This is a genomic window from Shimia sp. R11_0 (genome assembly GCF_017744035.1).
Taxonomy (GTDB): Bacteria; Pseudomonadota; Alphaproteobacteria; order Rhodobacterales; family Rhodobacteraceae; genus Shimia; species Shimia marina.
Genome location: NZ_JAGHQY010000004.1, coordinates 285,526 through 312,224 on the forward strand (window position 1 = coordinate 285,526; position 26,699 = coordinate 312,224).

General features: G+C 59.3%; 27 protein-coding genes. 12 read left to right on the forward strand and 15 right to left on the reverse strand.

The genetic code is table 11. The annotated features are described in order from the left end of the window. Positions 1-5: 5 nt before the first annotated feature. The 6 genes from pcaD (at position 6) to J7382_RS10700 (ending at position 5,192) form a co-directional block, all read left to right on the forward strand. Entirely contained in the window at positions 6-794 is a 789-nt protein-coding gene (gene pcaD / locus J7382_RS10675; RefSeq protein WP_209069013.1) for a 3-oxoadipate enol-lactonase, read from the forward strand. Further along, the gene (locus tag J7382_RS10680) at positions 787-1,524 is read left to right on the forward strand and encodes an alpha/beta fold hydrolase (RefSeq protein ID WP_209069014.1); all 738 of its coding nucleotides are present in this window, start codon (positions 787-789) and stop codon (positions 1,522-1,524) included. Before pcaD ends, J7382_RS10680 begins: the two co-directional genes overlap by 8 nt. Beyond that, positions 1,524-2,291, forward strand: coding sequence for a hypothetical protein (locus tag J7382_RS10685; RefSeq protein WP_209069015.1), 768 nt, complete (start codon positions 1,524-1,526; stop codon positions 2,289-2,291). Before J7382_RS10680 ends, J7382_RS10685 begins: the two co-directional genes overlap by 1 nt. Positions 2,292-2,418: 127 nt before the next feature. After that, the gene (locus J7382_RS10690) at positions 2,419-3,621 is read left to right on the forward strand and encodes a TCR/Tet family MFS transporter (protein ID WP_209069016.1); all 1,203 of its coding nucleotides are present in this window, start codon (positions 2,419-2,421) and stop codon (positions 3,619-3,621) included. Positions 3,622-3,708: 87 nt separating this feature from the next. Next, on the forward strand, positions 3,709-4,797 hold the full coding sequence (locus J7382_RS10695) for a Zn-dependent alcohol dehydrogenase (RefSeq protein WP_209069017.1): 1,089 nt from the start codon (positions 3,709-3,711) through the stop codon (positions 4,795-4,797). Positions 4,798-4,820: 23 nt separating this feature from the next. After that, positions 4,821-5,192 (forward strand): hypothetical protein, encoded by a 372-nt coding sequence (locus tag J7382_RS10700; protein ID WP_209069018.1) that lies wholly within the window; start codon positions 4,821-4,823, stop codon positions 5,190-5,192. Between the two features lie 22 nt (positions 5,193-5,214). On the opposite strand, the gene J7382_RS10705 is transcribed toward J7382_RS10700, so the two are convergent. Then, a complete protein-coding gene (locus tag J7382_RS10705) occupies positions 5,215-6,102 on the reverse strand; it encodes a LysR family transcriptional regulator (RefSeq protein WP_209069019.1) in 888 nt (295 codons plus the stop codon). Between the two features lie 118 nt (positions 6,103-6,220). Between J7382_RS10705 and J7382_RS10710 the strand changes: the two genes are divergently transcribed. The 6 genes from J7382_RS10710 (at position 6,221) to pdeM (ending at position 12,936) form a co-directional block, all read left to right on the forward strand. Then, positions 6,221-7,360 carry a TauD/TfdA family dioxygenase gene (locus J7382_RS10710; RefSeq protein WP_209069020.1) on the forward strand — a complete coding sequence of 380 codons (1,140 nt, stop codon included), beginning with the start codon at positions 6,221-6,223 and terminating at the stop codon, positions 7,358-7,360. Then, a complete protein-coding gene (locus J7382_RS10715; protein WP_209069021.1) occupies positions 7,357-7,947 on the forward strand; it encodes an HD domain-containing protein in 591 nt (196 codons plus the stop codon). The genes J7382_RS10710 and J7382_RS10715 overlap by 4 nt, the downstream gene beginning before the upstream one ends. A 215-nt stretch (positions 7,948-8,162) precedes the next feature. Continuing rightward, complete coding sequence (locus J7382_RS10720) at positions 8,163-9,392, forward strand: mandelate racemase/muconate lactonizing enzyme family protein (RefSeq protein ID WP_209069022.1); 1,230 nt, start codon at positions 8,163-8,165, stop codon at positions 9,390-9,392. 102 nt (positions 9,393-9,494) lie between these two features. Continuing rightward, positions 9,495-9,785, forward strand: a complete 291-nt coding sequence (locus J7382_RS10725; RefSeq protein WP_058241258.1) for a metalloregulator ArsR/SmtB family transcription factor — start codon at positions 9,495-9,497, stop codon at positions 9,783-9,785. Positions 9,786-9,791: 6 nt separating this feature from the next. Next, positions 9,792-12,221 (forward strand): ligase-associated DNA damage response DEXH box helicase, encoded by a 2,430-nt coding sequence (locus tag J7382_RS10730; RefSeq protein ID WP_209069023.1) that lies wholly within the window; start codon positions 9,792-9,794, stop codon positions 12,219-12,221. A 52-nt stretch (positions 12,222-12,273) separates the two neighbouring features. Then, on the forward strand, positions 12,274-12,936 hold the full coding sequence (pdeM, locus tag J7382_RS10735) for a ligase-associated DNA damage response endonuclease PdeM (protein ID WP_209069024.1): 663 nt from the start codon (positions 12,274-12,276) through the stop codon (positions 12,934-12,936). Between the two features lie 73 nt (positions 12,937-13,009). Here the strand turns inward: pdeM and folD are convergent, their stop codons facing one another. From folD to ybgC, 14 genes are all read right to left on the reverse strand, one after another. Next, entirely contained in the window at positions 13,010-13,912 is a 903-nt protein-coding gene (folD, locus tag J7382_RS10740; protein ID WP_209069025.1) for a bifunctional methylenetetrahydrofolate dehydrogenase/methenyltetrahydrofolate cyclohydrolase FolD, read from the reverse strand. 13 nt (positions 13,913-13,925) lie between these two features. Next, positions 13,926-14,819, reverse strand: coding sequence for a bifunctional 5,10-methylenetetrahydrofolate dehydrogenase/5,10-methenyltetrahydrofolate cyclohydrolase (locus tag J7382_RS10745; protein ID WP_209069026.1), 894 nt, complete (start codon positions 14,817-14,819; stop codon positions 13,926-13,928). Positions 14,820-14,835: 16 nt separating this feature from the next. Further along, complete coding sequence (locus tag J7382_RS10750; protein ID WP_209069027.1) at positions 14,836-15,132, reverse strand: chorismate mutase; 297 nt, start codon at positions 15,130-15,132, stop codon at positions 14,836-14,838. A gap of 59 nt (positions 15,133-15,191) precedes the next feature. Next, a complete protein-coding gene (locus J7382_RS10755) occupies positions 15,192-16,868 on the reverse strand; it encodes a formate--tetrahydrofolate ligase (RefSeq protein WP_209069028.1) in 1,677 nt (558 codons plus the stop codon). 174 nt (positions 16,869-17,042) lie between these two features. Continuing rightward, positions 17,043-17,642 (reverse strand): MOSC domain-containing protein, encoded by a 600-nt coding sequence (locus J7382_RS10760; protein WP_209069029.1) that lies wholly within the window; start codon positions 17,640-17,642, stop codon positions 17,043-17,045. Between the two features lie 158 nt (positions 17,643-17,800). Next, positions 17,801-19,720, reverse strand: coding sequence for an ATP-dependent zinc metalloprotease FtsH (gene ftsH / locus J7382_RS10765; RefSeq protein ID WP_058239291.1), 1,920 nt, complete (start codon positions 19,718-19,720; stop codon positions 17,801-17,803). 130 nt (positions 19,721-19,850) lie between these two features. Further along, positions 19,851-21,059, reverse strand: coding sequence for a tRNA lysidine(34) synthetase TilS (tilS, locus tag J7382_RS10770; RefSeq protein ID WP_209069030.1), 1,209 nt, complete (start codon positions 21,057-21,059; stop codon positions 19,851-19,853). Further along, the gene (locus J7382_RS10775; RefSeq protein WP_209069031.1) at positions 21,050-21,892 is read right to left on the reverse strand and encodes a tetratricopeptide repeat protein; all 843 of its coding nucleotides are present in this window, start codon (positions 21,890-21,892) and stop codon (positions 21,050-21,052) included. The genes tilS and J7382_RS10775 overlap by 10 nt, the downstream gene beginning before the upstream one ends. A gap of 6 nt (positions 21,893-21,898) precedes the next feature. Beyond that, entirely contained in the window at positions 21,899-22,411 is a 513-nt protein-coding gene (pal, locus tag J7382_RS10780; RefSeq protein ID WP_209069032.1) for a peptidoglycan-associated lipoprotein Pal, read from the reverse strand. 118 nt (positions 22,412-22,529) lie between these two features. Further along, positions 22,530-23,828, reverse strand: coding sequence for a Tol-Pal system beta propeller repeat protein TolB (gene tolB, locus J7382_RS10785; RefSeq protein WP_247744966.1), 1,299 nt, complete (start codon positions 23,826-23,828; stop codon positions 22,530-22,532). Between the two features lie 23 nt (positions 23,829-23,851). Further along, the gene (locus J7382_RS10790; protein WP_209069034.1) at positions 23,852-24,949 is read right to left on the reverse strand and encodes an energy transducer TonB; all 1,098 of its coding nucleotides are present in this window, start codon (positions 24,947-24,949) and stop codon (positions 23,852-23,854) included. 9 nt (positions 24,950-24,958) lie between these two features. Next, a complete protein-coding gene (gene tolR / locus J7382_RS10795; protein WP_209069035.1) occupies positions 24,959-25,444 on the reverse strand; it encodes a protein TolR in 486 nt (161 codons plus the stop codon). Positions 25,445-25,447: 3 nt separating this feature from the next. Then, the gene (gene tolQ, locus J7382_RS10800) at positions 25,448-26,125 is read right to left on the reverse strand and encodes a protein TolQ (protein ID WP_209069036.1); all 678 of its coding nucleotides are present in this window, start codon (positions 26,123-26,125) and stop codon (positions 25,448-25,450) included. A 110-nt stretch (positions 26,126-26,235) separates the two neighbouring features. Next, positions 26,236-26,622: a tol-pal system-associated acyl-CoA thioesterase gene (ybgC, locus tag J7382_RS10805; protein ID WP_209069037.1), complete on the reverse strand. Its 387-nt coding sequence runs from the start codon at positions 26,620-26,622 to the stop codon at positions 26,236-26,238. Between the last annotated feature and the right edge of the window lie 77 nt (positions 26,623-26,699).

A 26,699-nucleotide genomic window follows, 5' to 3' on the forward strand; every position in this document is an offset into this window, starting at 1 on the left:
CACAAATGCCCTTTGCCACACTCAACGGCATCCAAATCCACTACAAAGATGAGGGTGACCCAACCGGAGCGCCCATTGTCTTCCTGAATTCCCTTGGTTCCGACATTCGGCTCTGGGATCCGGTCTTGCAGCATCTGCCGTCCGGCCTGCGGATCATCCGCGCCGACAAGCGCGGCCATGGTCAAAGCGACGTCCCGCCCGCGCCCTATGCCATGGGCCAGCTGATCAAAGACACCGAGACGCTGCTTGATCATCTAAACGTCAAAGACGCGCTGGTGGTTGGCCTCTCTATTGGCGGCATGATTGCTCAAGGCTTGGCGGTCAAACGGCTCGATCTGGTGCGCGCCATGGTGCTTTCCAACACCGCCGCCAAAGTCGGCTCACCAAAGATGTGGGATGAACGCATCGAGGCGGTTCAGACCCGTGGGCTTGCTGCAATTGCGCCAGAGGTCATGACCCGCTGGTTTGGCCGTGATTTTCAGGCGCGCCCCGAGATGGCCCATTGGCAAGCGATGTTGGCCGCCACCCCCGAAGAGGGCTATTTGGGTTGCTGTGCGGCCATAAAGGGTACGGATTTCTACACCCCCACCTCCGGGCTGCGCCTGCCAACGCTCGGCATCGCCGGACCGGAGGACAAAACCACGCCCCCCGATCTGGTGCGCGAAACCGTCGATCTGATCCCTGGCGCGCGCATGGAACTCATGCGCCGCACTGGCCACCTGCCCTGCGTGGAAAAGCCCGTCGAATACGCCCAACTCCTCACCGACTTCATGAAAGAAACCGGCCATGTCTGATACTGGCGCTGACATCCTCTTGGTGCACGGCTCCTGCCACGGCGCATGGTGCTGGCGTGATCTGATCCCCGCGCTCACCGCGCTTGGGCACAGCCCCCGCGCCATTGACCTGCCGTCGCATGGGCAGGACACCACCCCCCTCTCTGAGGTCACGCTCGACAGCTGCGCAGAGGCCATCGTAAATGCCCTTGGCGAGAACACCGTGGTGCTGGGGCACAGCTGGGGCGGCTTCCCCATCACCCGCGCCGCGGACCTGTCCCATGCGCGGGGTCAGGGCCACATCGCCCGCCTGATCTACCTCTGCGCCTACGCCCCGTGGGACGGCCATGCGCTGATCGACATGCGCCGTGCAGCCCCACGTCAGCCCCTGCTGCATGCGGTGGTGAAATCTGACGACGGGCTAAGCTACACCGTGGATCCCGCCAAGACCCGTGCCGCCTTCTATCACGACTGCCCCACAGGCACCGAGGACTTCGCCAACGCACATCTCTCCCCACAGTCCATCCGCGCCCAAAGCGACAAGATCACCCTTGGTGAAGGCCAGCGCCTCTGCCCCAAAAGCTACATCCGCTGCACCGATGATCAAACCATCCCCCCCGAGTTTCAGGTCACCATGACCGAGAGCTGGCCTGCGTCAGATGTCTATGACATGCCCACAAGCCACTCCCCCTTCTTTGCTGATCCCAAGGGGCTCGCCGCCCTGATTGACCGTATTGTGAAAGCCTCCTGATGACCGCCTCCGTATTTGACAGCCCAATGTACGCCAAAGCCTTCCCCGTGGGGGAGGCAGGTCGCCTGTTCACCCACAGCGCCGAAATCCGCGCGGCCCTTCTGGTCTTGGGCACGGTTGCCAAAATTCAGGGGGAAACCGGCGTGATCCCCGAAGACAGCGCCTTTTTCATCCATCGCAGCGCCATGGAGGTGCAGATCGACCCCGCAGGGCTGGCCACAGGCGTGGCACAGGACAACAGCTATGTGCCCGCTTTGGTCACCGCTTTTGCCAAAGCCATGGAAGCCCCCGAACACAGCGGCTACATCCTGCATCACACGCGCCCACAAGACATCGCCGATACCGCGCTGATGCTGCGCCTGCGCCAGTTGCTGACACAGGCAGAAACAGCCCTGTCTGCCCTGCCACAAAATGAGGCCACCCGCGTTGCCCTTGCCGCCTTGCCCGCCCTGCGCCGCACCGCGATCCACGTGGCCTTTGACGACACGCCAGAGATCGGCACCGCCTTGGCCGAGACGCTGAAACTGGGTGCGCCACAGGCGATCACTGCCTCCGTTCACGCCATATCCGCCTGGCTGGCGCAGACCGCAGAAGCCCTGTGCCCCGCTGCAAAAACACCCCAAGCCGCGATGCTCTGCGCCACGGTCACCGCGCATCACACTCTGCTCACACAAGCGGAAGACCCCGGTGCGGCGCGGCTTCTGTGCCTGCCCCATATCGCCCTTGGCACCCTGTCCCTGCTGCATCAAGCCGCTTCAAACGCATAGTTTCGACCAAGAAGCCCGAAGCAGAAGGTCATGAATTCCCGCAACCTGAGGGTGGCAACATCGGTAAGCCCTTGACCCCATGAGGGTTTCCTGACCACATGCCCCTCCAAGAGGGAGGGGCATCATCATGACACACCGCTTGCCGGTCCTTGTGATCATGGCCACGGTCGTATTGGATGCCATGGGCATCGGCCTGATTTTGCCCGTGATGCCCGATCTCATTCAGGAAGTCACCGGCGGCGATCTCGGCGCAGCGGCGATCTGGGGCGGCATTCTGTCCACGGTCTTTGCCTTCATGCAGTTTCTCTGCGGCCCGCTTCTGGGCAACCTCTCTGACCGGTTTGGCCGACGCCCCGTTTTGCTTGTGTCGCTTGTGGTCATGTCCGCCGACTACGTGCTGCTCGCTTTGGCACAAAACATCTGGATTCTGGTCTTTGGTCGGATCGTTGCGGGTATCACCGCTGCCACCTATGCCACCGCCATGGCCTATATGGCAGATATCTCCAAACCTGAGGAAAAAGCCCGCGCCTTTGGCCTTGTGGGCGCAGGCATCGGCATCGGCTTTGTGCTCGGCCCTGCCATGGGCGGGATACTCGCGCAATTTGGCACCCGCGCTCCTTTCTGGGCGGCGGCGGCGCTGGCGGGGGGCAATGCTCTGCTGGGCTGGTTTGTGCTGAAGGAAACCGTGACCGCAACCAACCGCCGCCTGTTTCAATGGCGGCGCGCCAACCCGCTTGGTGCCTTGGCCGCCGTCAACCATCTGCCCGCCATGACCAAACTTCTGGTGGTGTTCTTTCTCTATCAGGTCGCCAGCGCCGTTTACCCCGCCATCTGGGCCTATTTTGTCACCGAGCGCTTTGCCTTTGACGAAAGTATGATTGGCCTATCCCTCTCCGCCTATGGTCTCAGCTACGCCATTGTGCAGGCGGCTCTGATTGCCCCAACCGTCACATGGCTGGGCAACCGCTATACGGTGATTTTAGGGCTCACACTGGAGGTGGTCGCGCTGATCTATCTGGGTGTGATTTCCTCAAGCCTGCTGCTGTTCATTGGCATTCCGGTCGCCGCGCTGGCCTCCGTGGGGATGCCTGCGCTCAAAGCCATCATGAGCCGCCGCGTCGCCGATGACGCACAGGGCGAGCTTCAGGGCCTGTCATCCTCTCTGACCTCTCTGGCGCATATTCTCTCGCCCTTGGTCATGACACAGTGCTTTGCCTATTTTTCCGCCGATCATGCCATCTTCTATCTGCCCGGCGCGCCCTTCCTGCTGGCGGCAGTTCTGATGGTGCTGTCCCTCTTGGTGTTCCTGAAATCACGTCGCGGCACATAATTTGCATTTCCACCGCTTTGTCTGGCACAGCGCGCCGACTCCCCTTTACTCTGGGTCAGACAGAAGACCCTGAGGAGGAGGGATCCCATGACCACCATCAAAGCCGCCGTATGCCACGAATTTGGCCAGCCGCTCACCGTAGAAGAGGTCCAATTGCGTGCCCCGCAGATGGGAGAAATTGAGGTCTGCCTCTCCGCCGTAGCGGTCTGTCACTCCGATATCTCCTTTGCCGAAGGCGCATGGGGTGGCAGCCTGCCCGCTGTCTACGGCCATGAGGCCGCCGGACATATCACCGCCGTGGGTGCGGGCGTCACCGGTCTGGTGAAAGGGGATCCCGTGGTTGTGACCCTGATCCGCGCCTGCGGCACCTGCCCAAGCTGCTCTGAGGGCAAACCCACCATCTGCGGCACGCCCTATGATGGCACCAAAGGTCCGCTGAGCACCTTGGACGGCGGCCCCCTGGATCAGGCCATGGCCTGTGGGGCCTTTGCCGAAAAAGTGGTGGTGGATCAGTCTCAGGTGGTCAAGATTTCCGAGGACATCCCAATGGAAGCCGCAAGCCTGATCGCCTGTGGCGTGATCACCGGCATTGGGGCCGTGGTCAACGCCGCTCAGATCCGCGCTGGTCAGGATGTGGTGGTGATCGGCGCGGGCGGCGTCGGCCTCAATGCCATCCAAGGCGCGCGCATCGCTGGCGCCCGCCGCATCGTCGCCGTGGACATGAGCGAAGAGAAACTCGAAATCGCCAAGGAGTTTGGCGCAACCGACGGCATTCTGGCCACCGACAAGAAACCTTTTGTGCAGGCCCACCGTGCCATGGGCCGGGGAGCGGATGCGGTCATCGTCACCGTGGGAGCCATCCCCGCTTATGACACCGCCCCCCGCTACCTCGCGCCGGGTGGCAAGGTGATCATGGTGGGCATGCCCCATTCCGGCGAGAAATCCAGCTATGAGCCAGTGATCCTTGCCGCCATCGGTCAGGGCATGCAGGGCTCCAAAATGGGCGATGTGGTGATCAAGCGCGATATCCCCTGGATGGTCGATCTCTATCAGCAGGGCCGTTTGAAACTCGATGAACTGATCTCCGGGCGCTGGTCACTGGACCAGATCAATGAGGCCATTGCCGACACCAAGACTGGCAGCGCCAAGCGCAACGTGATTATATTCAACCGCTGACCCACAAGACGGGAGACTCACCGGTGCTGCGCTTTTTTACGGACCTCTTCAAACCCAAATCCGCGCCACCGCCCCCACCGGTGACCTCTGAAGCCTCGATGAATTTCGACGCCGCGGAGGTGGCCCCTTTTCTGACCCGCCTCTCCAATCATCCCCAGTTCACCTTCCCCGCCAATATGGCCTCAGAAGTCGGCGACACCCTCGCCACAATTGCAGTGGACGATACCAAACGCTGGCGTCTCACCTGCGCCTTTGACGGCGAAGACATCTCCATGGACATCGAAGTCTTCATGGACGATATCGACGCGCCCGATCTCTATTTCTTCAGCACGCAGGAGGCCATTGCGGTGATTGAGCAAGAGCTCGAAACCTTCGCCGAAGAAAAGGGCCTCTGACCCCACTTCGCATTCCGCCTAGTCAAATCTGCGCCAGACAGCCGGACACCTCTTGCCATTGCCGCCGCGAAAGCCGCTCCCGCGCCGCGAGAAGCCAATAGGTCTCATGATGGTGCAGCACCTCATCGCTCAGCCGCACCAAACGCCCGGCTGCAAGGTCTGATGCCACCAGCGGCAAAGACGCCAGGAGCACCCCATGCCCGGCCCGCGCCGCCGCCAAGCCGGTGGCAAACGTGTCAAACCGCAGCTGCGGCACCGGGGTTGTGGCTGTGCCAGTTTGCTCACACCAGCGCCGCCAGCCCGGGCGCGGCCCGGACACTGACAGCCGTGGCAGATCCTGCCAGCGCACCTGCTTCGCAAGCCCCTTGCCCACCGGCTCCTGCCCCACAAGCGAAGGTGCCGCCACGGGGCTCATGCGCTCCTCATAAAGCGGCCGGGCATAATGCACCGGCCAATCCCCGCTGCCATAGCGAATCCGCAGCGCCGCCTCATCCAGCGCCTCGCCACTGGACACCACCATGGTGCTGAGGCTGATCTGCGCCCCACTCACCTGCGCAAGCGCCGCCATCCGTGGCACCACCCAAAGCTCATTCACCGACGCACTCGCCGAAAGCGTCAGCCGGTTGCGCGACACCCCAAACAGCGCCTCCGTGCTGTCGCGCAACCCCATCAGCGCCGCCTGCACATGTGGCAGCCAGGCCTCCCCCTCGGCGGTCAGCGTGATCTGCCGCGCCTGCCGGATAAAGAGCTGCGTGCCCAGACGCGCCTCCAGATGGCCAATCCGTTGGCTGATCGCCGATTGGGTCAAACCGCTTTCCTGCGCCGCTGCCGTAAAGCTGCCAAGACGCGCCGCCGCCTCAAAGGCACGCACCCATTCCAGCGGCATCTGATCAAAGCCTGACTTATCCATTAACAAACCGCTCCCTCACCTATCAAAAGGCTAATTTGATTTATGCATCCAGATCGCGGAACTGTCGATGCAGATAAGACCGCCACAGGACTCCCCTGAGCCAGCAAAGGATCCCCCCATGCCACAGGTCACCCTCTCCGCCGACGGGCGCCAGCTCACCTTGCAGACAGACAGCACAAGCCTGCGCTTTCATGCGCTCTGGCTGCGCGACAATGCCATTGATGGGGCCACCCGTGATCCCGGCAACGGTCAGCGCCTGATCACCATGGCCGACCTGCCTGCAGAAACCACCCTCACACAGGCCAGCCTCAGCGATGGCACACTTGTGCTGACCTTCGGTCCCGATGGTCATAGCGCGCGCTATGATCTGGATTGGCTCGTCGCCAATGCCTACGACAAGCCCCAGCCGCGTGACGCTGGCCGCCTGCCCGCGCAGACCAGCGCCTGGACCAGCGCCCTCAATGCAACCGTCCCAACCGGCGCCTATCCAGAAGTGGCCCAGAGCGACAGCGCCCGTGCCACATGGCTGGAACACATCCGCCGCTATGGCTTTGCCAAAATGACCAACCTGCCGGTGCAATCGGGCAATCTCTTCAAAATTGTCGATCTTTTTGGCTATGTGCGCGAAACCAACTACGGGCGTCACTTTGAGGTCCGCACAGAGGTCAACCCCACCAACCTCGCCTATACCGGCCTTGGCCTTCAGGCCCATACAGACAATCCCTACCGCGATCCCGTGCCCAGCCTTCAGGTGCTCTCCTGTCTGGAAAACTCCGCAGAGGGTGGCGAAAACATGGTGGTGGATGGCTTTGCCTGTGCCCTGCGGCTCAAAGAGATCAACCCAAAGGGCTTTGACCTGCTGTGCAAATACACCGCCCGTTTCGAATATGCCGGAAGCGCCGGGGTGAAGCTGCAATCGCGCCGCCCGATGATCGAACTGGCCCCGGATGGCACGCTACAGGCCGTGCGCTTCAACTCCCGCTCCATCGCGCCGCTCGTCGATGTGCCCTTTGACGAGATGGAGGCCTATTACGCCGCCTATCGCCAACTCTCCGAGATCATTGACGACACAGATATGGAGGTGACCTTCAAACTGGAGCCGGGCGAAGCCTTCATCGTTGACAACACCCGCGTGCTGCACGCCCGCAAAGGCTATTCCGGGGCGGGCAACCGCTGGCTTCAGGGCTGCTATGCCGACAAAGACGGCCTGCTCTCCACCTTGGCCGCATTGGAAAGCCAGCAGGAGGCCGCCGCATGAACACGCCAGAGCTGACCCGCGACACCATTGTGGATTTCATCGGCGATATCTTCGCGCGCTGCGGCGATGAGGAATATCTCGGCGAACCGGTGACCATGGCCGAACATATGCTGCAAGGGGCCACCATCGCCGAACAGAATGGTCAGCCAGAAGACATCATTGTCGCCGCCCTGCTGCATGACATTGGCCATTTCACCTCCGAATTTGGCACTTTCTCCATGGAAGACACAGAAGACCGCTACCACGAAGAAGCCGGGGCCAAGGTGTTGGCCGCGTTTTTCCCCTCCGTGGTGATCGACTGCGTGCGCTATCACGTGGCGGCCAAGCGCTATCTCTGCGCCACCAAGCCGGAATACTTCAAACGCCTCTCTGACGCCTCCATCCATTCCCTGAACCTTCAGGGCGGCCCAATGAGCGCCGAAGAGGTGACCGAATTTGAGAAGAACCCAAATCTGAAAAAGATCATTCAGGTCCGCTATCTTGATGAAGCGGGCAAGCGCCCGGACATGCAAACGCCAGACTACGCCCACTTCGCCCCCATGGTGCAACGGATCGTTGATGCCCACCTCGGCGTGTCAGCGAGTTAACACTTGAAGGGGCGAAAATAGCACCGACGCATCACCGACGGGATACCGACGCGATACAGACGTGAAATGTTCGCCCTTTCTGCCCCTTACCACAGCGCACGGTCCGGTAAGGGAAATTCTCCTCAAAAACTCCCCCCGCATCGCGATCTCTGTTTGACGAGGGCCCGCTGCATGAGGCTCAATACCTCAGGCCAGCACCGCACAAAGGGGCCCTCATGAAACTGACCGATCTGGATGTGATCATCACCGCGCCCCCGGCTCCCGGTTGGGGTGGCCGCTATTGGATTTTGGTGAAGCTTCAAACAGATACAGGCCTTGTGGGTTGGGGCGAATGCTATGCTGCCACCGTTGGCCCAGAGGCCATGACAGCGGTCATTCACGATGTCTTTGCGCGTTATTTTTGCGGCGAAAATCCCGAAAACATCGAACGGCTTTTCCGCCGCACCTACTCTTCCGGGTTTACGCAACGCCCCGACTTAACGGTTATGGGCGCTTTCTCCGGTCTAGAAATCGCCTGCTGGGACATTTTGGGCAAAGACCGTGACCGCCCGACCTATGCGCTGCTGGGCGGGATGATGAACGAGCGGCTGCGCGCCTATACCTACCTCTATCCCCTTGATCACCATGATGTTTCCGCCTTCTGGACTTCCCCGGAGATGGCCGCAGAAAGCGCGTTGGCCATGGTGGAGAAAGGCTATACCGCGGTGAAGTTTGACCCCGCAGGCCCCTACACCATGCGCGGTGGCCATATGCCTGCAATGCGCGACATTACCCTCTCCGTCGACTTCTGCCGCACCATTCGAGAAGCCGTTGGAAACAAAGCAGATTTGCTCTTCGGCACCCATGGTCAATTCACCACAGCTGGCGCCATTCGACTGGGGCAGGCCTTGGAACCCTATAGCCCGCTCTGGTTCGAAGAACCCACCCCGCCAGACGCCCCCGAAGACATGGCCCGCGTCGCAAAACAGGTCCGCATTCCCATCGCCACCGGCGAACGCCTGACCACCAAATCCGAGTTCGCCACGGTGTTGAAATCCGGCGCAGCGGAAATCCTGCAACCTGCGCTCGGCCGCGCTGGCGGTATTTGGGAAACCAAAAAAATTGCTGCAATAGCAGAGTGTTACAACGCCCAGGTCGCGCCCCACCTCTATGCAGGCCCAATCGAGTGGGCCGCAAATATCCATCTCGCAACATCAATCCCCAACCTCTTGATGATCGAGACCATCGAAACAGATTTCCACGCCGCGCTGATCTCTTGCACGCTGAAAGTGGAGGAAGGCTTTGTCATCCCACCGACGACAGCGGGTCTTGGGATTGAGGTCAACGAAGCCCTCGCCCGCGCCCATCCTTTTGATGGCAAAGGGTTACATCTGCAAATGCAGGACGCCCCCTGCGACTATGTCAACGGCAACAGCTTTGCCGGTGGCGCTCCCCCAAAAACATGACACGACTTAAAACCTCGGCAACGGGGTGCTATATGGAAAGAGACCGCAGCCCTTGGACGCCAGACAGTGACCCTTCAAAGCCTTCCCACTCCGCCTTCAGAAATGGCAAAAAACGCAGAAAACGCCGCAGCTTACCTTAAGACGCTGGCGCATTCCGGGCGGCTTATGATCCTCTGTCATATCGGGTCTGGAGAAAAATCCGTGTCTGAGCTTGAAGAGATTCTGGATCTTCGTCAGGCCGCTGTCAGTCAGATGCTGGCCCGTCTGCGCGAGGAGGGTCTGGTCAGCACCCGGCGCGAAGGGAAAACGATTTATTATTCTTTGGCAGATGACAATACCTCTCAGGTGATCTCTCTGCTCTATGCGCTCTTTTGTGGACCACAGCCGGAGTAAGCCCCGTTGCGTGCCCCCGCAGTTTTGCCCGCAGAGATCTCCGCGTGGTTCAAAAAACGCAATTGGCACCCCCACCCCCCCCAGCTCGACATGCTGGACCGTGCGGAGGATCCCTGCACGCTTTTGATCGCCCCCACCGGCGGCGGGAAAACACTGGCTGGCTTTCTGCCCACATTGGTGGATCTCGCGGAAGCACCCCACACAGGCCTGCACACACTTTACGTGTCCCCCCTCAAGGCCTTAGCCTCTGATATAAAAAGAAATTTACGCACTCCGATCGAGGAGATCGGCCTTAACATCCGCATCGAAGACCGCACTGGAGATACCTCTCAGACGGTCAAAAAACGCCAGCGTGTGGACCCGCCGCATATCCTGCTGACCACCCCAGAAAGCCTTGCCCTCCTCACGTCTTACGAAGACGCGCCACGCATTTTTCAGGGGCTCAAGCGTGTGGTGGTGGATGAAATTCACGCACTGGCCGAGAACAAACGCGGCGATCAACTCTTTCTGGCGCTCTCGCGTCTGCAAAGCCTCTGCCCAGATCTGCGACGCGTCGGGCTCTCGGCAACAGTTGATCATCCCGAAGACATCGCCCGCCTGCTCGCCCGCAATCCAGACCCTTGCAACATTCTCTACGCAGACCCCGGCCCGGCGCCCGACATTTCCATGCTGACTACAGACGCCCCGCCGCCCTGGTCTGGCGGCGGGGCGGCCTATGCCATCCCTGCGGTGCTTGCACAGGTGAAAGCCCATAAAACCACATTGATTTTCCACAACACCCGCGCACAGGCAGAAATTTTCTTTCACAATCTGTGGCTTGCAAACGATGAGGGCCTGCCCATCGGCATCCACCATGGCAGTCTCGATCGGACGCAACGCGAGAAGGTCGAAGCCGCCATGGTACGGGGTGATCTGCGCGCCATTGTCTGTACGGGCAGTCTGGATCTGGGCATTGACTGGGGCGATGTCGATCTGGTGATACAGGTGGGCGCACCCAAGAATGTCAAACGGCTGGTGCAGCGCATTGGCCGTGCCAATCATCGCTACAATGCGCCCTCCAAAGCCCTGCTCGTACCCGCCAACCGTTGGGAAGTGGTGGAATGTGTCAATGCGCTGGAAGCCGTGCACGCCGGAGAGCTGGATGGCGATCCGTTGCCCCAAGGGCCCCTCGATGTGCTCTGTCAGCATATTCTGCTCACCGCCGCCGCAGGCCCCTTTGAGGCAACCGCGCTGTTTGACGAAGTCACAGGCGTCGGCGCCTATTCGCGCCTCAGCCGTGCGGAATTTGACACCTGCCTCGATTTCTGCGCCACCGGAGGATATGCTCTAAAGGCCTATGATCGCTGGCAAAAATTACAGCAACGCACAGATGGTCTGTGGCAATTGCGCGATCCCCGTACCGCCGCACGCATCCGCATGAACGCAGGCACCATTCAAGACAGCGACACACTCAAAGTGCAACTCAAGCGCAATCGCAGCGGCAAACCGCTGGGTGAGGTTGAGGAGGCCTTCGCCGCCACGCTTTCCAAAGGGGATACCTTTCTCATTGGTGGCCAAATCGTGCGCTACGAGGGCCTGCGGGACATGACCGTGCAAGTGTCGCGCAATGCGGCCCGCAAACCGCGCGTTGCGGTTTTCTCAGGCACAAAATTCGCCACCTCAACACAATTGTCTCAGCGCACGCTGCGGTTCCTTCAAGCAAGGACATGGCCTTCGCTGCCCAGCCATACCGCCGACTGGCTCCGCCTGCAGCACGACATCTCACGCATGCCAGAACCCGGCCGTCTGCTGGTGGAAACTTTCCCACGCGATGGCCGGGAAAACATCTGCGTCTACGGGTTTGCAGGTCGCAATGCACAACAAACGCTCGGGCTTTTGCTGACCAAGCGCATGGAAGATCTGGGCCTCGCCCCCATGGGGTTTGTCGCCTCCGACTATGCCACATTGATCTGGGGGCTAGACGAAGTTGTTGCCCCCAAAGACCTCTTCGATCTCACAATGCTGCGGGACGGGCTTGAAGGCTGGCTTGCAGGCAACGCTCTGATGAAACGTACATTTCGCGCTTCGGCCACCATTGCCGGGCTGATCGAGCGCAACACCCCCGGTGCCAGAAAATCCGGGCGGCAGGCCACGTTCAGTTCAGATATTCTCTACGACACTTTGCTCAAATACGATCCCGAGCATCTGCTGCTTAAAATCACCCGCACCGAAGCGTTGCGCGGCCTCGTCGATTTTGCACGTATTGAAGCCATGATGCTGGCGGTTGGGGATCGCATCGACCACGTTCGCGCCCCACATGTGACCCCGCTGGCAGCCCCCCTGCTATTGGAGGTTGGCAAAGTGCCTGTGCAGAGTGGCAGCGCTGAAGAACGGCTATTGGCCGAAGAGGAAGCCGCGCTGATGCAAGACAGTGGTCTGGCCCGCGTAAACGTTTAGGCTCAGAAAACTTTTCTTGATCGGGACCGTATCGTTGTCTTAGGAACGTATCATGAACGGCGTTGACATTACACTGGCAGGCTGCACGCTTACGGCCTTGGGATCCGGCGCACTTTGGTGGCGGGATCAAAGCCTGATTGTCGTCTCAGATCTACATCTTGGCAAGACCGAACGTGTGCTCCGGCGGGGCGGCCCGGCGATGCCCCCCTATGAAACACGCGACACGCTGATCCGGCTGGAAAATGACCTCACTGCAACGGGCGCGGGCACGGTGCTTTGTCTTGGCGACAGTTTTGACGACGTCGAAGCCGCACGCACACTGTCAGAGACGGACCGCCTTTGGATTGCCCGCCTGCAGGCCGGACGACGGTGGGTCTGGATTGAGGGCAACCACGATCCCGGCCCCATCGACATGGGGGGCGCACATCTTGCAGAATTGCCGCTGCCACCGCTGACATTCCGCCATATCGCACAGGCTGGCGCAAGCGGCGAGGTTTCTGGGCACTATCACCCCAAAGTACGTGTTCAGACGCGTCTGCGCAAAATTTCCCGCCCCGCGTTCCTGTTTGACGGTGACCGCATCATTCTGCCCGCTTTTGGGACCTACACCGGCGGACTGCGCAGCGATCACAGCGTCCTGCGAGATCTTATGCGGCCAGAAGCCATGGCCATTGTCACCGGACAGATCCCCCGTGTGGTGCCAATGCCGCGCTGACACGAACAGCTGACATCAGCGCCACAAAAAAGGCGGCCACATGGGCCGCCTTTTATAGTCTATTCACCAGCAGTTACGCAGTCAGGCCCTCTGGCTCTTCCAGACCGTTTGCACGGCAGCACGCCGTCACAGTGTTGGCCAACAGACAGGCAATGGTCATTGGGCCCACACCGCCCGGCACCGGCGTGATCGCACCCGCCACTTTCGCGGCGCTTTCAAAATGCACATCCCCCACAAGGCGGGTTTTACCTTCGCCTTTTTCAGGCGCATCAATGCGGTTGATGCCCACATCAATCACGGTTGCGCCTTCTTTGATCCAGTCGCCGGGCACCATCTCAGGGCGTCCAACAGCCGCCACAACGATATCTGCCTGCTTCACCACACCGGGCAGATCCTTGGTGCGGGAATGGGCAATGGTGACAGTGGCGCTATCGTTCAGCAGCAACTGCGCCATCGGCTTGCCCACAATATTGGACCGGCCAATCACAACCGCATTCATGCCAGAGATCGAACCGTGGTGATCACGCAGCATCATAAGGCAGCCAAGCGGCGTGCAGGGCACCATGCTCTTCTGGCCAGTGCCCAGCAGACCCACGTTGGAAATGTGGAACCCATCCACATCCTTTTCTGGCGCGATGGAGTTGATGATCAGATCTTCGTTCAGATGGCCGGGCAGCGGCAGCTGTACAAGAATGCCATGCACGGAGGGATCATTGTTCAACTGATCCACAACCGCCAGAAGATCCGCCTCAGAGGTCTCTGCATCCAGCTTGTGTTCAAAGGAATTCATGCCCGCTTCGACGGTCTGCTTACCTTTGGAACGCACATAGACCTGAGAGGCGGGGTCTTCCCCAACCAGCACCACCGCCAAACCGGGGGTGATGCCATGATCTTCTTTCAGACGCGCCACATGGCCCGCCACTTTTTCACGCACGGTTGCAGCAAAGGCTTTCCCGTCGATAATTTGCGCTGTCATCCGATTGTCTCCCTCAAACCTCGGTCCGGGCATAGGCATCCCGGTAGTGTTCCATCTGCATCCGTGTTGCCATCACGGCATTCTTCATCAATGTGGCCACCGTCACAGGGCCCACACCGCCCGGCACAGGGGTGATCCACCCCGCCACCTCGGCACAGCTGTCAAAATCCGCATCCCCAACCGTACGCGCACCCTCTGGCGTCTCCACACGGTTGATCCCAATGTCGATCACAGCAGCCCCCGGCTTGATCATGTCACCAGTCACCAGCCCCGGTTTGCCCACCGCGACAAAAACCGCATCTGCGGCCCGGCTGTGCATGGCGACCGAGCGGGTCATGTGGTGACAAACGGTCACCGTCGCGCCCAGCCCCATCATCAAGAAGGCAATCGGCTTGCCCACGATTTCGCTGTGACCAATCACGGTGACGTTCAAACCTTCCATCTGCAAAGGCAGGGTCTTGAGGATCTCCACCGCGGCCACGGCCGTACAGGGGCCAAGCGCCAAATCGTTATAGACAATATTGCCGATGGTGGCCGGGTGCATGCCTTCCACATCCTTGAGAGGATGTACGGCCTTTTGCAGCACTTTCACCGGAATATGATCCGGCAGAGGCCGCTGAATGATGATCCCGTTCACACGCGGATCGCCGTTCAACCCCTGCAGGATGCCGATCAACTGTTCCAGCGAGGTTTCATTGGGATAGCTGCGCGCCTCAAACTCCACACCGGCGTTTTCAGCCTGTTTTTGCTGGTTGCGCACATAGAGCTCTGCGGCGGCTGTGTCGCCAACAGAAATAGACACCAGCTTGGGCGCCCATCCTTCTTTGGTCAGAAGCTCCGCTTCGGCACGAACCTCCGCTCGCATCTCCGCAGCAATTGCTTTGCCATCAATTAGGGCTGCCCGCATATTTGTGTCCACTACACTATTCAAAGTCGATTGTTTGTGCTTCCCGGGCAATGGACCAATCGATGAGCTGACGCCACAGTGTCTCGATCAAATCTGCATCGAGCGCCACCTCGTCCGCATTTTTTCGGACCTTGGTCACCACATCCTCAACCCGCTCCGGGATAGAGGCAGGAAGTCCAACCTCTTGTTTGATGTCTATTGCCCGGTCGATGTAGGTCGCCCGCTTGGCAAGCAGCTGGACCAACTCGCGGTCCAGCAAATCAATTTGATCTCTCAGGGTCTGCATATCAGGGCAATCAGCGGGGCTCAGCATGTCATCCTCTCGCAAGTTATGAACATGCCCTACCCCGCCAAAGCCCGGATCGCAATGCGTCAGAACAAACCTTCGATCAGACCTTCGTCATTCAGGCGAATGCTCTCTGCCGCAGGGGTGCGTGGCAGACCTGGCATGGTCATGATTTCACCGCAGACAACCACGATAAAGCCAGCACCGGCGGACAGGCGCACCTCACGCACAGGCACGGAGTGGCCGGTTGGCGCGCCGCGCAGCGATGGGTCGGTGGAGAAAGAATACTGTGTCTTCGCCATGCAGACCGGCAGGTTGCCATAGCCCGCAGCTTCCCATTCTTTCAGCTGATTGCGGATCTTGTTGTCTGCCAGAACCTCGTCAGCACGATAGATGCGCTTGGCAACGGTTTCGATCTTCTCAAACAGAGGCATATCGTCTGGATAGATCGGTGCAAAGTTGGCGGAGCCACCTTCAACGATTTCCACAACTTTCTCTGCCAGAGGCGCGGAACCTTCAGAGCCCAGCTCCCAGTGGCGGGACAGAACCGCTTCAACACCGTGCTCTGCACAGTAGTCTTTCACAGCCTGAACTTCTGCGTCGGTGTCAGTCACGAAGTGGTTGATGCCCACAACAACCGGCACACCGAAGGACTTCACGTTTTCAATGTGACGGCCAAGGTTTGCACAGCCGTTTACCACTGCATCCACGTTTTCTGCGCCCAGATCCGCTTTCGCAACGCCACCGTTCATCTTCATGGCACGCACAGTTGCCACCAGCACCACTGCGGAGGGTGCGATGCCAGCTTTGCGGCATTTGATGTTCATGAACTTTTCGGCGCCAAGGTCCGCACCAAAGCCTGCTTCGGTCACAACGTAATCCGCCACTTTCAGCGCGGTTTTGGTTGCGATTACGGAGTTACAGCCGTGCGCGATGTTGGCAAATGGGCCGCCGTGCACGAAAGCCGGGTTGTTTTCCAGAGTCTGCACGAGGTTCGGCTGCATCGCGTCTTTCAGCAGAACGGTCATTGCGCCCTCTGCTTTGATGTCGCGGCAGTAAACCGGGGTCTTGTCGCGGCGGTAAGCCACAATGATGTCACCCAAACGCTTTTCCAGATCTTCCAGATCGTTGGCCAGACACAGGATCGCCATCACTTCGGAGGCCACGGTGATGTCAAAGCCGGTTTCACGTGGGAAGCCGTTGGACACGCCGCCCAGAGAAGCCGTGATCTGACGCAGGGCGCGGTCGTTCATGTCGACCACACGACGCCATGCGACGCGGCGGATGTCGATTTCGCACTCATTGCCCCAGTAGATGTGGTTGTCGATCATCGCCGACAGCAGGGAGTGTGCCGAGGTGATCGCGTGGAAGTCACCTGTGAAATGCAGGTTCATTTCTTCCATAGGCACAACCTGTGCCATGCCGCCGCCCGCTGCGCCGCCCTTCATGCCGAAGTTTGGACCCAGCGATGCTTCGCGGATACAGATCATGGCGTTTTTGCCGATCTTGTTCAGGCCGTCACCCAGACCAACAGTGGTCGTGGTCTTCCCCTCACCCGCAGGGGTTGGGTTGATGGCAGTCACAAGAATCAGTTTGCCGTCTTCTTTGTCTTGAACGGAGTTGATGAACTCCTGGCTCACTTTGGCTTTGTCGTGGCCATAAGGCAGCAGGTCATCCGTGCTGATACCCAACTTTGCACCAATTTCCTGAATCGGTTTTTTGTTGGCCTCACGGGCGATTTCGATGTCGGTTTTGAAGGTCATGGCGGTCCCTGTCAGGTAATAGTTGACGCTCTGTCATCCTGTTGTAGCGCTGACAGAAGAACCGGCGAGATGCATTTCCGACATTTCCGACGCTTCTTGCGTCGGCATATGCGACCGTAGTTTCGTTTTGGAAACGCAACGTCACAATCCGCGTCAAAACCACTGACAGTGCTTCTACTGCGAGCGCACCGATTCCATATGGGCCCAACGCGGCTGATCTGGAATGAACAGGCGCATGCAGTCGCCTACCGACAAACGCCCCGCACATTCCACCCAAGCCGTCACACCACGCCGCCCCTTGGCTGCGGATTTGAACCTGTGCCCAAGCCCCGGATAGGTCTCTTCAATCACGCGCCCGGGGAATTCACAGGGCCGATTTTCCATATCTATCGTTATCGTCGCACCACTCGGTCCCTGCAGCCTGGAGCTCGGCGGCACATGTGTCAGATCCGGAAGCCCCTTCACCACAATAGAGGCGCCGAGCATTGCGGGATCAACTTGATCAACGCCCATGATTTCCGCGATCTGATCAAGTTCCTCTTGAGACACGACTGAAAGCTGCCGCACGTTCATGATTTCCGTGCCTCTTTCATACAGCGCCTTCACCCGGACACAGGATTGACGGGTCACACCAGAATGAAACTCCAGCACATCACCGCCAAATGTCAGATCCAGTCCCTCGACTGCATCCGCACTCAAGTTGTGATCAGAGTTTGCCACCCGTCCAAGCCAGACCACCTCGGCGGCGTAGGATGTGGGTTTTAACGCGGGCATTTTTTAAGATCCTTAATTAAATTCTCTAAAACTCTAAAAGCTCAAAACAACTCAGGCAATAAATTTGAGTCCCATAGCGGCGTAATTTCAGAACAACCCAAAAAGAAAAGCCCCGAAGCGCTCACACGCTCCGGGGCTTTTATACATCTCATTTAGCGTCAGGCTGTCGGCTCTGGCTCCATACCACCGTCGCCGCTGGGTTTGCTGCGCGGCTTGGTTTTTGGGATGGCCGTTACACTTGGGGCATTGCCCTCATCCGCACCACCATCGCTGTCATCGCCTGCGTGTGGTGGATCTCCGTCCATCACGCGTTTGATTTCATCACCGGTCAGAGTCTCATACTCAAGCAGCCCCTGCGCCAAACGCTCCCATTCTTCATTATAGTCAGTCAGAAGTTTGTGCGCCTGATCATAGCCGTCCTGAATGAGGCGTTTCACCTCTTCTTCAATCAGCTCTTTGGTATGGGCCGATACAGAGAAACCACCGGTGTTGCCCTGATAACCTTCATGGGCTTCCGCATAGTCGATATTGCCAACTTTGTCTGACATGCCCCAGCGCATCACCATCGCACGCGCCAGTTGGCTGGCCTGCTGAATGTCGCCGGCCGGGCCGTTGGACACGTGGTCATCACCGTATTTGATGATCTCCGCGGCCTTACCTGCCATCGTCATCGCGAGCTTCTGCTCACATTCTGACTTGTGCCAGTTCAGACGGTCCATCTCTGGCAGAGAAACGACCATCCCCAATGCGCCGCCGCGCGGAATGATGGTTGCCTTATAGACCGGGTCACATTCAGGAAGCTTCAAGCCAACCAAAGCGTGGCCCGCTTCGTGATAGGCGGTTTTCTCTTTCTGATCCTGCGTCAGCACCATCGAGCGGCGCTCCGCGCCCATCATCACCTTATCTTTGGCGGATTCAAAATCCTCCATGGTGACAAAACGACGGCCCACACGCGCCGCCATCAGCGCGGCTTCGTTCACGAGGTTGGCCAGATCCGCACCAGAGAAGCCCGGTGTCCCACGCGCAATAATGCGCAGGTCTACGTCAGGGCCCAGCGGGGTCTTGCGCGCATGCACGCCCAAGATCTTCTCACGACCTTTGATGTCCGGGTTGCCCACGGTCACGTTGCGGTCAAACCGGCCCGGACGCAGCAGCGCAGGATCAAGCACGTCGCGACGGTTGGTAGCCGCGAGGATGATCACACCTTCATTGGCCTCAAAACCGTCCATCTCCACCAGCAACTGGTTGAGGGTCTGCTCACGTTCGTCGTTGCCACCGCCATAACCGGCACCCCGGTGACGACCGACCGCATCAATCTCGTCGATAAACACAATACAAGGCGCGTTTTTCTTCGCCTGCTCAAACATGTCACGCACGCGGCTTGCACCCACACCAACAAACATCTCAACGAAGTCAGACCCGGAGATGGTGAAGAACGGCACGCCAGCCTCACCGGCAATCGCCCGCGCCAGAAGGGTTTTACCCGTGCCGGGAGGGCCGACAAGCAGCGCGCCTTTCGGGATTTTGCCGCCGAGGCGGGAAAACTTCTGAGGGTTGCGCAGGAATTCCACGATCTCTTCGAGTTCTTCCTTGGCCTCATCAATGCCTGCAACGTCGTCGAAGGTCACGCGGCCATGCTTTTCGGTCAACATCTTGGCCTTGGATTTGCCAAAGCCCATTGCGCCGCCCTTGCCACCGCCCTGCATGCGATTCATGAAATAGACCCAGACGCCAATCAAAAGCAGGAAAGGCAACAGGCTGATCAGGAAGGCTTGAAAACCGTTGGTCTCTTGGCTCTCCGCCCGCACATTGATACCGCGATCCGTCAGCAGTTTCGTCACTTCAGCATCCGCTGGCAGAATGGTTGTATTGGCCGTGCCATCCTGCGTTTCATAACGCAGTTTCTCACCGTCAATGACCACATTCTGAACTTGGCCAGCTTCCACCGACGCAACAAAGTCGGAATAGCTGGCGTCACGGCTTTGCAGAGACGATCCATCCCCGCTGAACAGATTGAACAGAGCCAGGATCAGCAAAAACAGCACGACCCAAAAAGCTACATTTCTTGCATTGCCCAAGGCAAGTCTCCCTCTCAGAACGCCTGTGACCTATCACGTAGGCGCAAACAGTTAAATAGAGATCGCTGACGCGTAATCAATGCGGTATTTGGCATTCTCCCCCTCAAGCCCCGTCAAATACCACGGATTTTCAGACCAAGCTCACTTTCCACCCATTTTTAAGCCCAGCCAGAGGGGCCGCAATCAAAGTTTCTCCGCGCCAGACCGCAGGCGAGGACAGCAAGCTTTGACGCGGCAGGTCAGGACTTGGCGGCGCTTCCATTTGGCGCATCCCTTGCGCGGACAGCGCGCCAATATGCAGGCCTTCCACATCCGCACCCTCAGGTGGCTCCATCTGCCATCTGCCATCCCATATCTCGGTTACGCGGCAGCGCAGGTTTTGGATGGCCGCCCACTCCCGCGTAATGCGCAACTCTGTTGATGTGGGTAGGATCAAACAGCCATGCAACGACATGGGCCGCTCCCCCTGCATCGCGGCTTGCACCGCCCGAAACCGGGGCCGGTATGCCGCGCCGGACACCTTTGAAAGGCTCTCTGCCAACAATCGGGTCAAAAGCGCTGCTGGCAGAGCATCTGCGATGGCGCGCTGCAAAATCACATCCCCCGCATCGTGGGTCACACAGGTGTCTCGCGCTATTGTCAACGCCCAACCCGCAACCTCTTTTTCACGCGCCATATGGTCTGCGGTCTGCACCAATCGCTCCACTGTCAGCCCGAGCGGTCCAAGCGTGCTTAACATCTGCCGCGCCTTCACACGATCAAAGCGAGGGTCTTCATTACTGGGATCATCGGCCCATGTGATGTGCTGCTCGCGAAGATATGCACGCAGGCTCTCCCGCCCGACCTCCAGCAGAGGACGCACCCATGTGATCCCCGCCTGCTCATAGCGCGGAGCCATTGCCGCCAGACCATCAACACCCGACCCGCGCGCCAGACGCATTAAGAAAGTTTCCGCCTGATCGTCTTTTGTATGCCCCAAAGCGACGCAGCGAATGCCCTGCGCTTTGGCCCAATGAGCAATAGCCGCACGCCGCCCCTCGCGCGCCGCTTGCTGGAGATTGCCGGCACCATCCCAGGCCCATGTCAGACTGTCATGTGATAGACCGTGATCCGCCGCGTAGGCCGCCACAAGGGCCAGCTCTTCGACCGCCTCCGCCCGCAGGCCATGGTTGACGCTCACCACCTTCAGATGCGCGCCGCCCCAGCGTCGCAACATATCAAGCAATGCCAGAGAATCGCCTCCGCCGCTCACGGCCACGCCCAGCACATCGGGAGGATTCGCGCCAAAAATGTGGTCTAGCGCATGCTGTAACGCCTCTTCAGGCGGACTTAGGAACACTGCAGACTGGCCATTTCCGTCTGTGCTTCCGTCACAAATGCCCCACCTGGAAAGCGCACACCAACTTCGTTGAGTGTCACGCAGGCTTCATTGACCTGTCCCAGAACGCCAAGCGACTTGCCAAGACGGTACAGCGATTCAGGCGCTGTGCCTGCTAGCGGAGCCCCTGAGTAAGCCTCCAGAAACGCGCGAGCGGCACCGGTCATATCCGCCTGCCCCTCAAGGGCCTGACCACGCCGCAGATGCGCCTCCGCCTCAAGCGGGCTACCGGGATAGGTTTGCACAAATGTGGCAAATTGATCTGCCGCTGCGCCAAATTCGCCTTCATCCAGCGCGGTCATGGCACGGCCAAAATCGGTCTCCTCGCCCACAGCAAGCTCTGCAGGCGCGCCATCACCGGAGCCGTCATCCGTTACCCCATCCGCCAGAGAGGGCACTTCGGCCACATCCCCGCCAAGCGTGGTAGTTTCCCCAAGCTGGCTCAGGTCGCCCCCCTCCAATTCAACAAGACGGAACTCAAGATCGCCGATGCGATTGGTGCCATCCTCGACAATGCGCTCCACACGATACTGAAGCTGTTCGGTTTTCCCGGTGAGCACCTGAAGCTGCTTTTCGATCACATCGACTCGTTCCAGCGTCGTGGCCCCGGCCACCGCTGTGCCCGGCGCCCCTGTCGTGGACAACTCACGCTTCAGCTTTTGAATTTCCACATAGAGAACAGAAAGCTGCTGGCGCACATCTGCCAGTGTTTCCTCGCGCGTCTGCGCCTGCCCCATGATCGGAGCCATCACCAGCGCCAAAGCGCTCAGACCTGCAAAAACCTGCGCCCGCATTTTCTCTTATCCCGTCACATTGGCTGTCAACACCGTCACCGCCCGGCGGTTCTTGGCATAACAGCTTTCCTCAGAGCACACCTCAAGTGGCCGCTCTTTGCCAAAGCTCACCGTGCGAATGCGATTTCCCGCAACCCCCTGCGCAATCAACAGCTCCTGCACCGCGCTGGCACGGCGCGCACCAAGCGCAAGGTTGTATTCGCGCGTGCCCTGTTCATCGGCATGGCCTTCGATCACAGCGATGTAATCCGTATTGGCGAGCAACCAATTGGCCTGCGCCAAAACCACCAGACGGCCCTCTTCACTCAACGTGGATTGATCCACGGCAAAGAGCACCCGATCACCAACCGCTTCCTGAAAATACGCAATGGAACTCGGATCCGCACTGCTGCCCAGCCCTTCGCTGCCACTATTGGTGCCAGAGCCATAGCTGCTATCTGTGCCAAAACGATCTGCATCCGTACAGGCGCCAAGCGCCACCGCACAGCTCAGAACTGCCGCTGTTGTCCATGTCTTCATGAAATTGCCTCGCCTCTCAAACCGACTGTCTTTTTGACGTCCTTGTGCCTGTTGGGGCTCCTTTTATCACAGGAGCCCCAACAAGAAAACGTTGCCTTCCCTGACCTGCAGATCAGCATCACTGAAGCGGAGACCAGCTCGGGTCTGAGCCACCACCAGAGATTTTCACAGGCTTAAGATTGCGCCCGGATACATCCACGGAATAGAGCGTGGCCGCCCCGCCCGCGCCGCGCGTTTCTCGCGTGAACATGATCACCCGCCCATTGGGCGACCATGTTGGCCCTTCATCAAGGAAGGAGGCCGTCAACAGCCGCTCTTCGCTGCCATCGGTGCGCATCACGCCAATGTGGAACCGCCCATTATGTTGTTTTGTAAAGGCAATCAGATCCCCCCGCGGGCTCCAGACCGGAGTGCCATAGCGCCCTTTGCCAAAGCTGATCCGCGTCGCCTCTCCGCCCGCAGCGTTCATGATATAGAGCTGCTGCGTGCCGGAGCGATCGCTTTCAAACACAATCTTGCTGCCATCCGGGCTGTAGCTTGGCGCGGTTTCAATCGACGGTGTCGAAGTCAGACGCTGCCGTCGCCCACTGCCAATATCCATTTTATAAAGATCCGTATTGCCTGCCTCTGTCACCGACATCACAACACTTTTACCATCCGGCGAGAACCGTGGCGCAAAACTCATGGTGCCGCTTTCATTGGACAGCACCTTGCGCCGCACCGATCCCACATCCAGCACATAGACCTGCGGAAAGCCCGTTTCATAACTCGTGTAAAGCACCCGGTCCCCGGTTGGGGAGAACCGCGGCGCAAGCACAATGGCGCTACTGTCGGTCAGATACTGCAAATTCGCCCCATCATAATCGATCACGGCCAGCCGTTTTTTGCGGTCATTCTTGGGGCCGGTTTCCGCCACATAGACAACGCGGCTGTCAAAATAGCCGCCCTCGCCCGTGATCCGCGAATAAACGGCATCTGCCACTTTATGGGCCATCCGACGCCAGCCATCGACTGTGCCTTTGAAGCGCAGCCCATTGCCCAGCTCTGTGCCTGCAAAAACGTCATAAACACGGAATTTCACTTCCAGCTCATTGCCACGCACCGCAACGCCACCGGTGATCAGAGCCTGCGCATTGATGGCTTTCCAGTCGGCATATTGTACCGGACTGCCAAAATTTGTGATCGAAGAGATATGCGCCTTGGCGGGTATCTCCCGAAACAACCCGGTGCCGTTCAAATCTTCCGCAATCACCCGGCTGATATCCTTGGCGACCTGGTTGGAGCCCTGCGTTTCGGCCACAAATTCCGGCACCGCATAAGGCAGGGGCTCAATCACCCCATCCGTGATCTCAATACGCAGAGGCGTATTTTGCGCCTGCGCAGGCGCAAGCCATGGGCCAAGCGTTAGGAGTGCCATGGTCAGGGTCACAAGAAGTCTGCTCATCTGCGCCTCATATTTTCTGGATTAAATGTTATCTCAACATCCCGCCAATGGTCATATTTTTCCACTGGAAGATCATAGCCTGTCTTCTGACAGCGCAAAACTGCTCGTCTGGCGGACTGAAAGGCGGTTTGCACAGCAGTGTCATCACCGCCCTGCGCGCTCAACAGCCGCACATCGCTCTGAACTTTGCCGTCCTGATCCAACGACACACCCACCACAACGGTCACATCCGCCGCGCGCGATCCCACATCGACAATCCAGCACTGCTGCACGGCAACGCGCAGCCCGTCTTTCTCCCCCCGTGTGAGCGGCGGACCTGACGGCCCGCGCGGCGTCTCACTGGTTTGCGTCGTAGCCGCATTGGCCTCAGCCAAAGCCGCCGCGATGGCATCTTCTGTCGCCGCAGGGCTGGGCGTGGGGGTCACTTGTGTTGGGCGCAGACGCGGGCGCAACGATCGGCTGGGTGCCGCGCTGGCAACCTCGTCTTGCTTCGGTTCAGTTGCGATCTCTGCGGAGGCGGCCTCCGGCGCGGTTTCTTCCTGCGCCTCTTCGGTTGCGGGGCCCGCTTCATCCGGTGTGGTTGCCTCCTGCACCACATCCGCAATGGCCACATCCGGCTCCGGCGGCGCAACAGGCTCTGGCGCCACACGATCTGCGGGGCGCGTCACAGGCCGCACTGGTGTGTCAGGGATCACCACCGCGGACTCAACCTCTGGCGTTGGCAATTGCGGGGTTTCCTGCGCCACATCCTGCGGCGTCACCGGCACGGGCGGCGCAACCTCTACCGTTTCAGGTACCGTGTCAGGCACAACGGGTTCCGTTTCGGCCGGCGTCACCTGTTCTGGGGTCACATCGGGCTCCGATACCAGATCAGGGGCCACCGGCACCTCCTCTGGCGGGTTGGGCAAAGCCAACTCGGTGGCCGCATCCGGCGCGGCTTGCGCCTGCAGCAGCGCCTCAAAGTCTGCCGCCGAAATCACCGACACATCCGTCACCTCCATAGGAGGCGGATCGGAGCTGAACACCCCGCCAAGCAGGACCCAGCCGATCAGACCGGTGTGGGCCGCGCCCGAGATATAATGGCCGATATGCACCCGCGCGCCCTAGTTGTCCGCCGTTGCCGTGCCATCCAATGTTGGCCCGCCCACATCCGTCACAAGCCCCACATCAGAGAACCCACCGGCATTCAGCGCGCCCATCACTTGCACCACAGCCTCATAGGGAATGACCCCATCCGCACGCAAATACACCCGCTGAGAATCCCGCTCCGCCGCCACCGCGCGCAGCTTGGGCACCAGTTCATCGGCGGCCACCGGCGTGGTCATAATGGTGATGCCCAGCTCCGCATCAATGGTCACGGTCAAAGGCTCTTCTTGCTCTCCCGGCAAAGGATTGGCCGCAGTCTTCGGCAATTCCACAGGCACACCCACCGTCAACAGCGGCGCCGCCACCATAAAGATGATCAGCAGCACCAGCATCACATCCACAAACGGCGTGACGTTGATCTCGCTCATTGGGGGGCTGCTGCGGCGATTGCGGCGACGGCGTTTGCCGCCTCCACCGCCCGATTTCATCACACCCGCGCCCATCTCTCAGGCGTCCAGCTGGCGGCTGAGAATGGTGGCAAATTCATCGGCAAAAGCCTCATAGCCTGCCACAATCCGATCACTGTCCGCACTCAGCTTGTTGTAAAAAATCACCGCCGGGATCGCGGCAAGCAGCCCCAGACCAGTGGCAAGCAGCGCCTCAGCAATCCCCGGAGCCACAACCGCAAGGTTGGTGTTCTGCTGTGCCGCAATCTCGATAAAGGCGTTCATGATGCCCCAGACCGTGCCAAACAAGCCAACAAAAGGCGCTGTGGAGCCAACGGTCGCAAGGATCGGCAAACCATTTTGAAGCTCATCTGCCTCCTTGGCGATGGCCACGTCCATCGACCGGTCAATCCGACTTGTGGCATTGGCAATCAACCCGCCATCCTGACGATGGCTGCGCTGCCATTCCACCATGCCAGCGGCAAACACCCTCGCAGAGCGCCCAGAAGGCTCAGGCCCAAGATCCTCAAAAAGCTGATCCAGTGGCTCACCCGACCAAAACGCGCGATCAAACCGCGCCGCTTCGCGCCGGGCTTTGCGATACATGATCTGCTTCTGAACGATCACCGACCAAGACCAGAAGGATGCCACAATCAGCATCACCATCACCAGTTTTACGGTCAGAGTTGCGCGCGCAAAAAGCGCCCACATCGAAAAATCGACTGCTGCGTGTTCCATATTGCCTGCTCTGCTTTGCGGCCCTCTTAGGGGCCTTGTTTGGGAGCAAACCTAGCCGGTTTCTATAGCGAAAGCCATTAAATTGCCGCGCCTCGCGGAAATTTGCCCGCTCAATGCACCATTTGGCGGATATTTGCCGGCAAACGCACCGGTTGGCCCGCTTCATTCATGCAGACCACCGTGACCATGGCGTGAAACAAGACCTCTTCGCCGCGCAGCACCCGCTGCTCCATCACCAGCCGGGCGGCGGTGACATTGGCCACTTCGGTTTCCACAATCAGCTCATCGTCCAAAACGGCGGAGCCCAGATAATCCGCCTCAACCCGTCGCACTGCAAAGACAATACCCTCAGCCTTCATTTCCAGCTGATCCATGCCAATCTCACGCACCCATTCGCTACGGCCGCGCTCGATGAACTTCAGATAATTGGCATAGTAGACAATGCCTGCCATGTCGGTGTCTTCATAATAGACGCGGATCGGCAGGGTATAGGTCATTGGGCTTTCTCCTATAGATGAGGTCCAGACTCTGCGGCCATGGGTAGGCAAGCACCGGAGCTTTTGCAACTGTGCCG

Coding starts and splice junctions, on each gene's coding strand:
- pcaD (WP_209069013.1), top strand. CDS start 6: ATGCCCTTTGCCACACTCAACGGCATCCAAATCCACTACAAAGATGAG.
- J7382_RS10680 (WP_209069014.1), top strand. CDS start 787: ATGTCTGATACTGGCGCTGACATCCTCTTGGTGCACGGCTCCTGCCAC.
- J7382_RS10685 (WP_209069015.1), top strand. CDS start 1,524: ATGACCGCCTCCGTATTTGACAGCCCAATGTACGCCAAAGCCTTCCCC.
- J7382_RS10690 (WP_209069016.1), top strand. CDS start 2,419: ATGACACACCGCTTGCCGGTCCTTGTGATCATGGCCACGGTCGTATTG.
- J7382_RS10695 (WP_209069017.1), top strand. CDS start 3,709: ATGACCACCATCAAAGCCGCCGTATGCCACGAATTTGGCCAGCCGCTC.
- J7382_RS10705 (WP_209069019.1), bottom strand. CDS start 6,102: ATGGATAAGTCAGGCTTTGATCAGATGCCGCTGGAATGGGTGCGTGCC.
- J7382_RS10710 (WP_209069020.1), top strand. CDS start 6,221: ATGCCACAGGTCACCCTCTCCGCCGACGGGCGCCAGCTCACCTTGCAG.
- J7382_RS10715 (WP_209069021.1), top strand. CDS start 7,357: ATGAACACGCCAGAGCTGACCCGCGACACCATTGTGGATTTCATCGGC.
- J7382_RS10720 (WP_209069022.1), top strand. CDS start 8,163: ATGAAACTGACCGATCTGGATGTGATCATCACCGCGCCCCCGGCTCCC.
- J7382_RS10725 (WP_058241258.1), top strand. CDS start 9,495: ATGGCAAAAAACGCAGAAAACGCCGCAGCTTACCTTAAGACGCTGGCG.
- pdeM (WP_209069024.1), top strand. CDS start 12,274: ATGAACGGCGTTGACATTACACTGGCAGGCTGCACGCTTACGGCCTTG.
- folD (WP_209069025.1), bottom strand. CDS start 13,912: ATGACAGCGCAAATTATCGACGGGAAAGCCTTTGCTGCAACCGTGCGT.
- J7382_RS10745 (WP_209069026.1), bottom strand. CDS start 14,819: ATGCGGGCAGCCCTAATTGATGGCAAAGCAATTGCTGCGGAGATGCGA.
- J7382_RS10750 (WP_209069027.1), bottom strand. CDS start 15,132: ATGCTGAGCCCCGCTGATTGCCCTGATATGCAGACCCTGAGAGATCAA.
- J7382_RS10755 (WP_209069028.1), bottom strand. CDS start 16,868: ATGACCTTCAAAACCGACATCGAAATCGCCCGTGAGGCCAACAAAAAA.
- J7382_RS10760 (WP_209069029.1), bottom strand. CDS start 17,642: ATGCCCGCGTTAAAACCCACATCCTACGCCGCCGAGGTGGTCTGGCTT.
- J7382_RS10775 (WP_209069031.1), bottom strand. CDS start 21,892: ATGCGGGCGCAGGTTTTTGCAGGTCTGAGCGCTTTGGCGCTGGTGATG.
- pal (WP_209069032.1), bottom strand. CDS start 22,411: ATGAAGACATGGACAACAGCGGCAGTTCTGAGCTGTGCGGTGGCGCTT.
- tolB (WP_247744966.1), bottom strand. CDS start 23,828: ATGGCACTCCTAACGCTTGGCCCATGGCTTGCGCCTGCGCAGGCGCAA.
- tolR (WP_209069035.1), bottom strand. CDS start 25,444: ATGGGCGCGGGTGTGATGAAATCGGGCGGTGGAGGCGGCAAACGCCGT.
- tolQ (WP_209069036.1), bottom strand. CDS start 26,125: ATGGAACACGCAGCAGTCGATTTTTCGATGTGGGCGCTTTTTGCGCGC.
- ybgC (WP_209069037.1), bottom strand. CDS start 26,622: ATGACCTATACCCTGCCGATCCGCGTCTATTATGAAGACACCGACATG.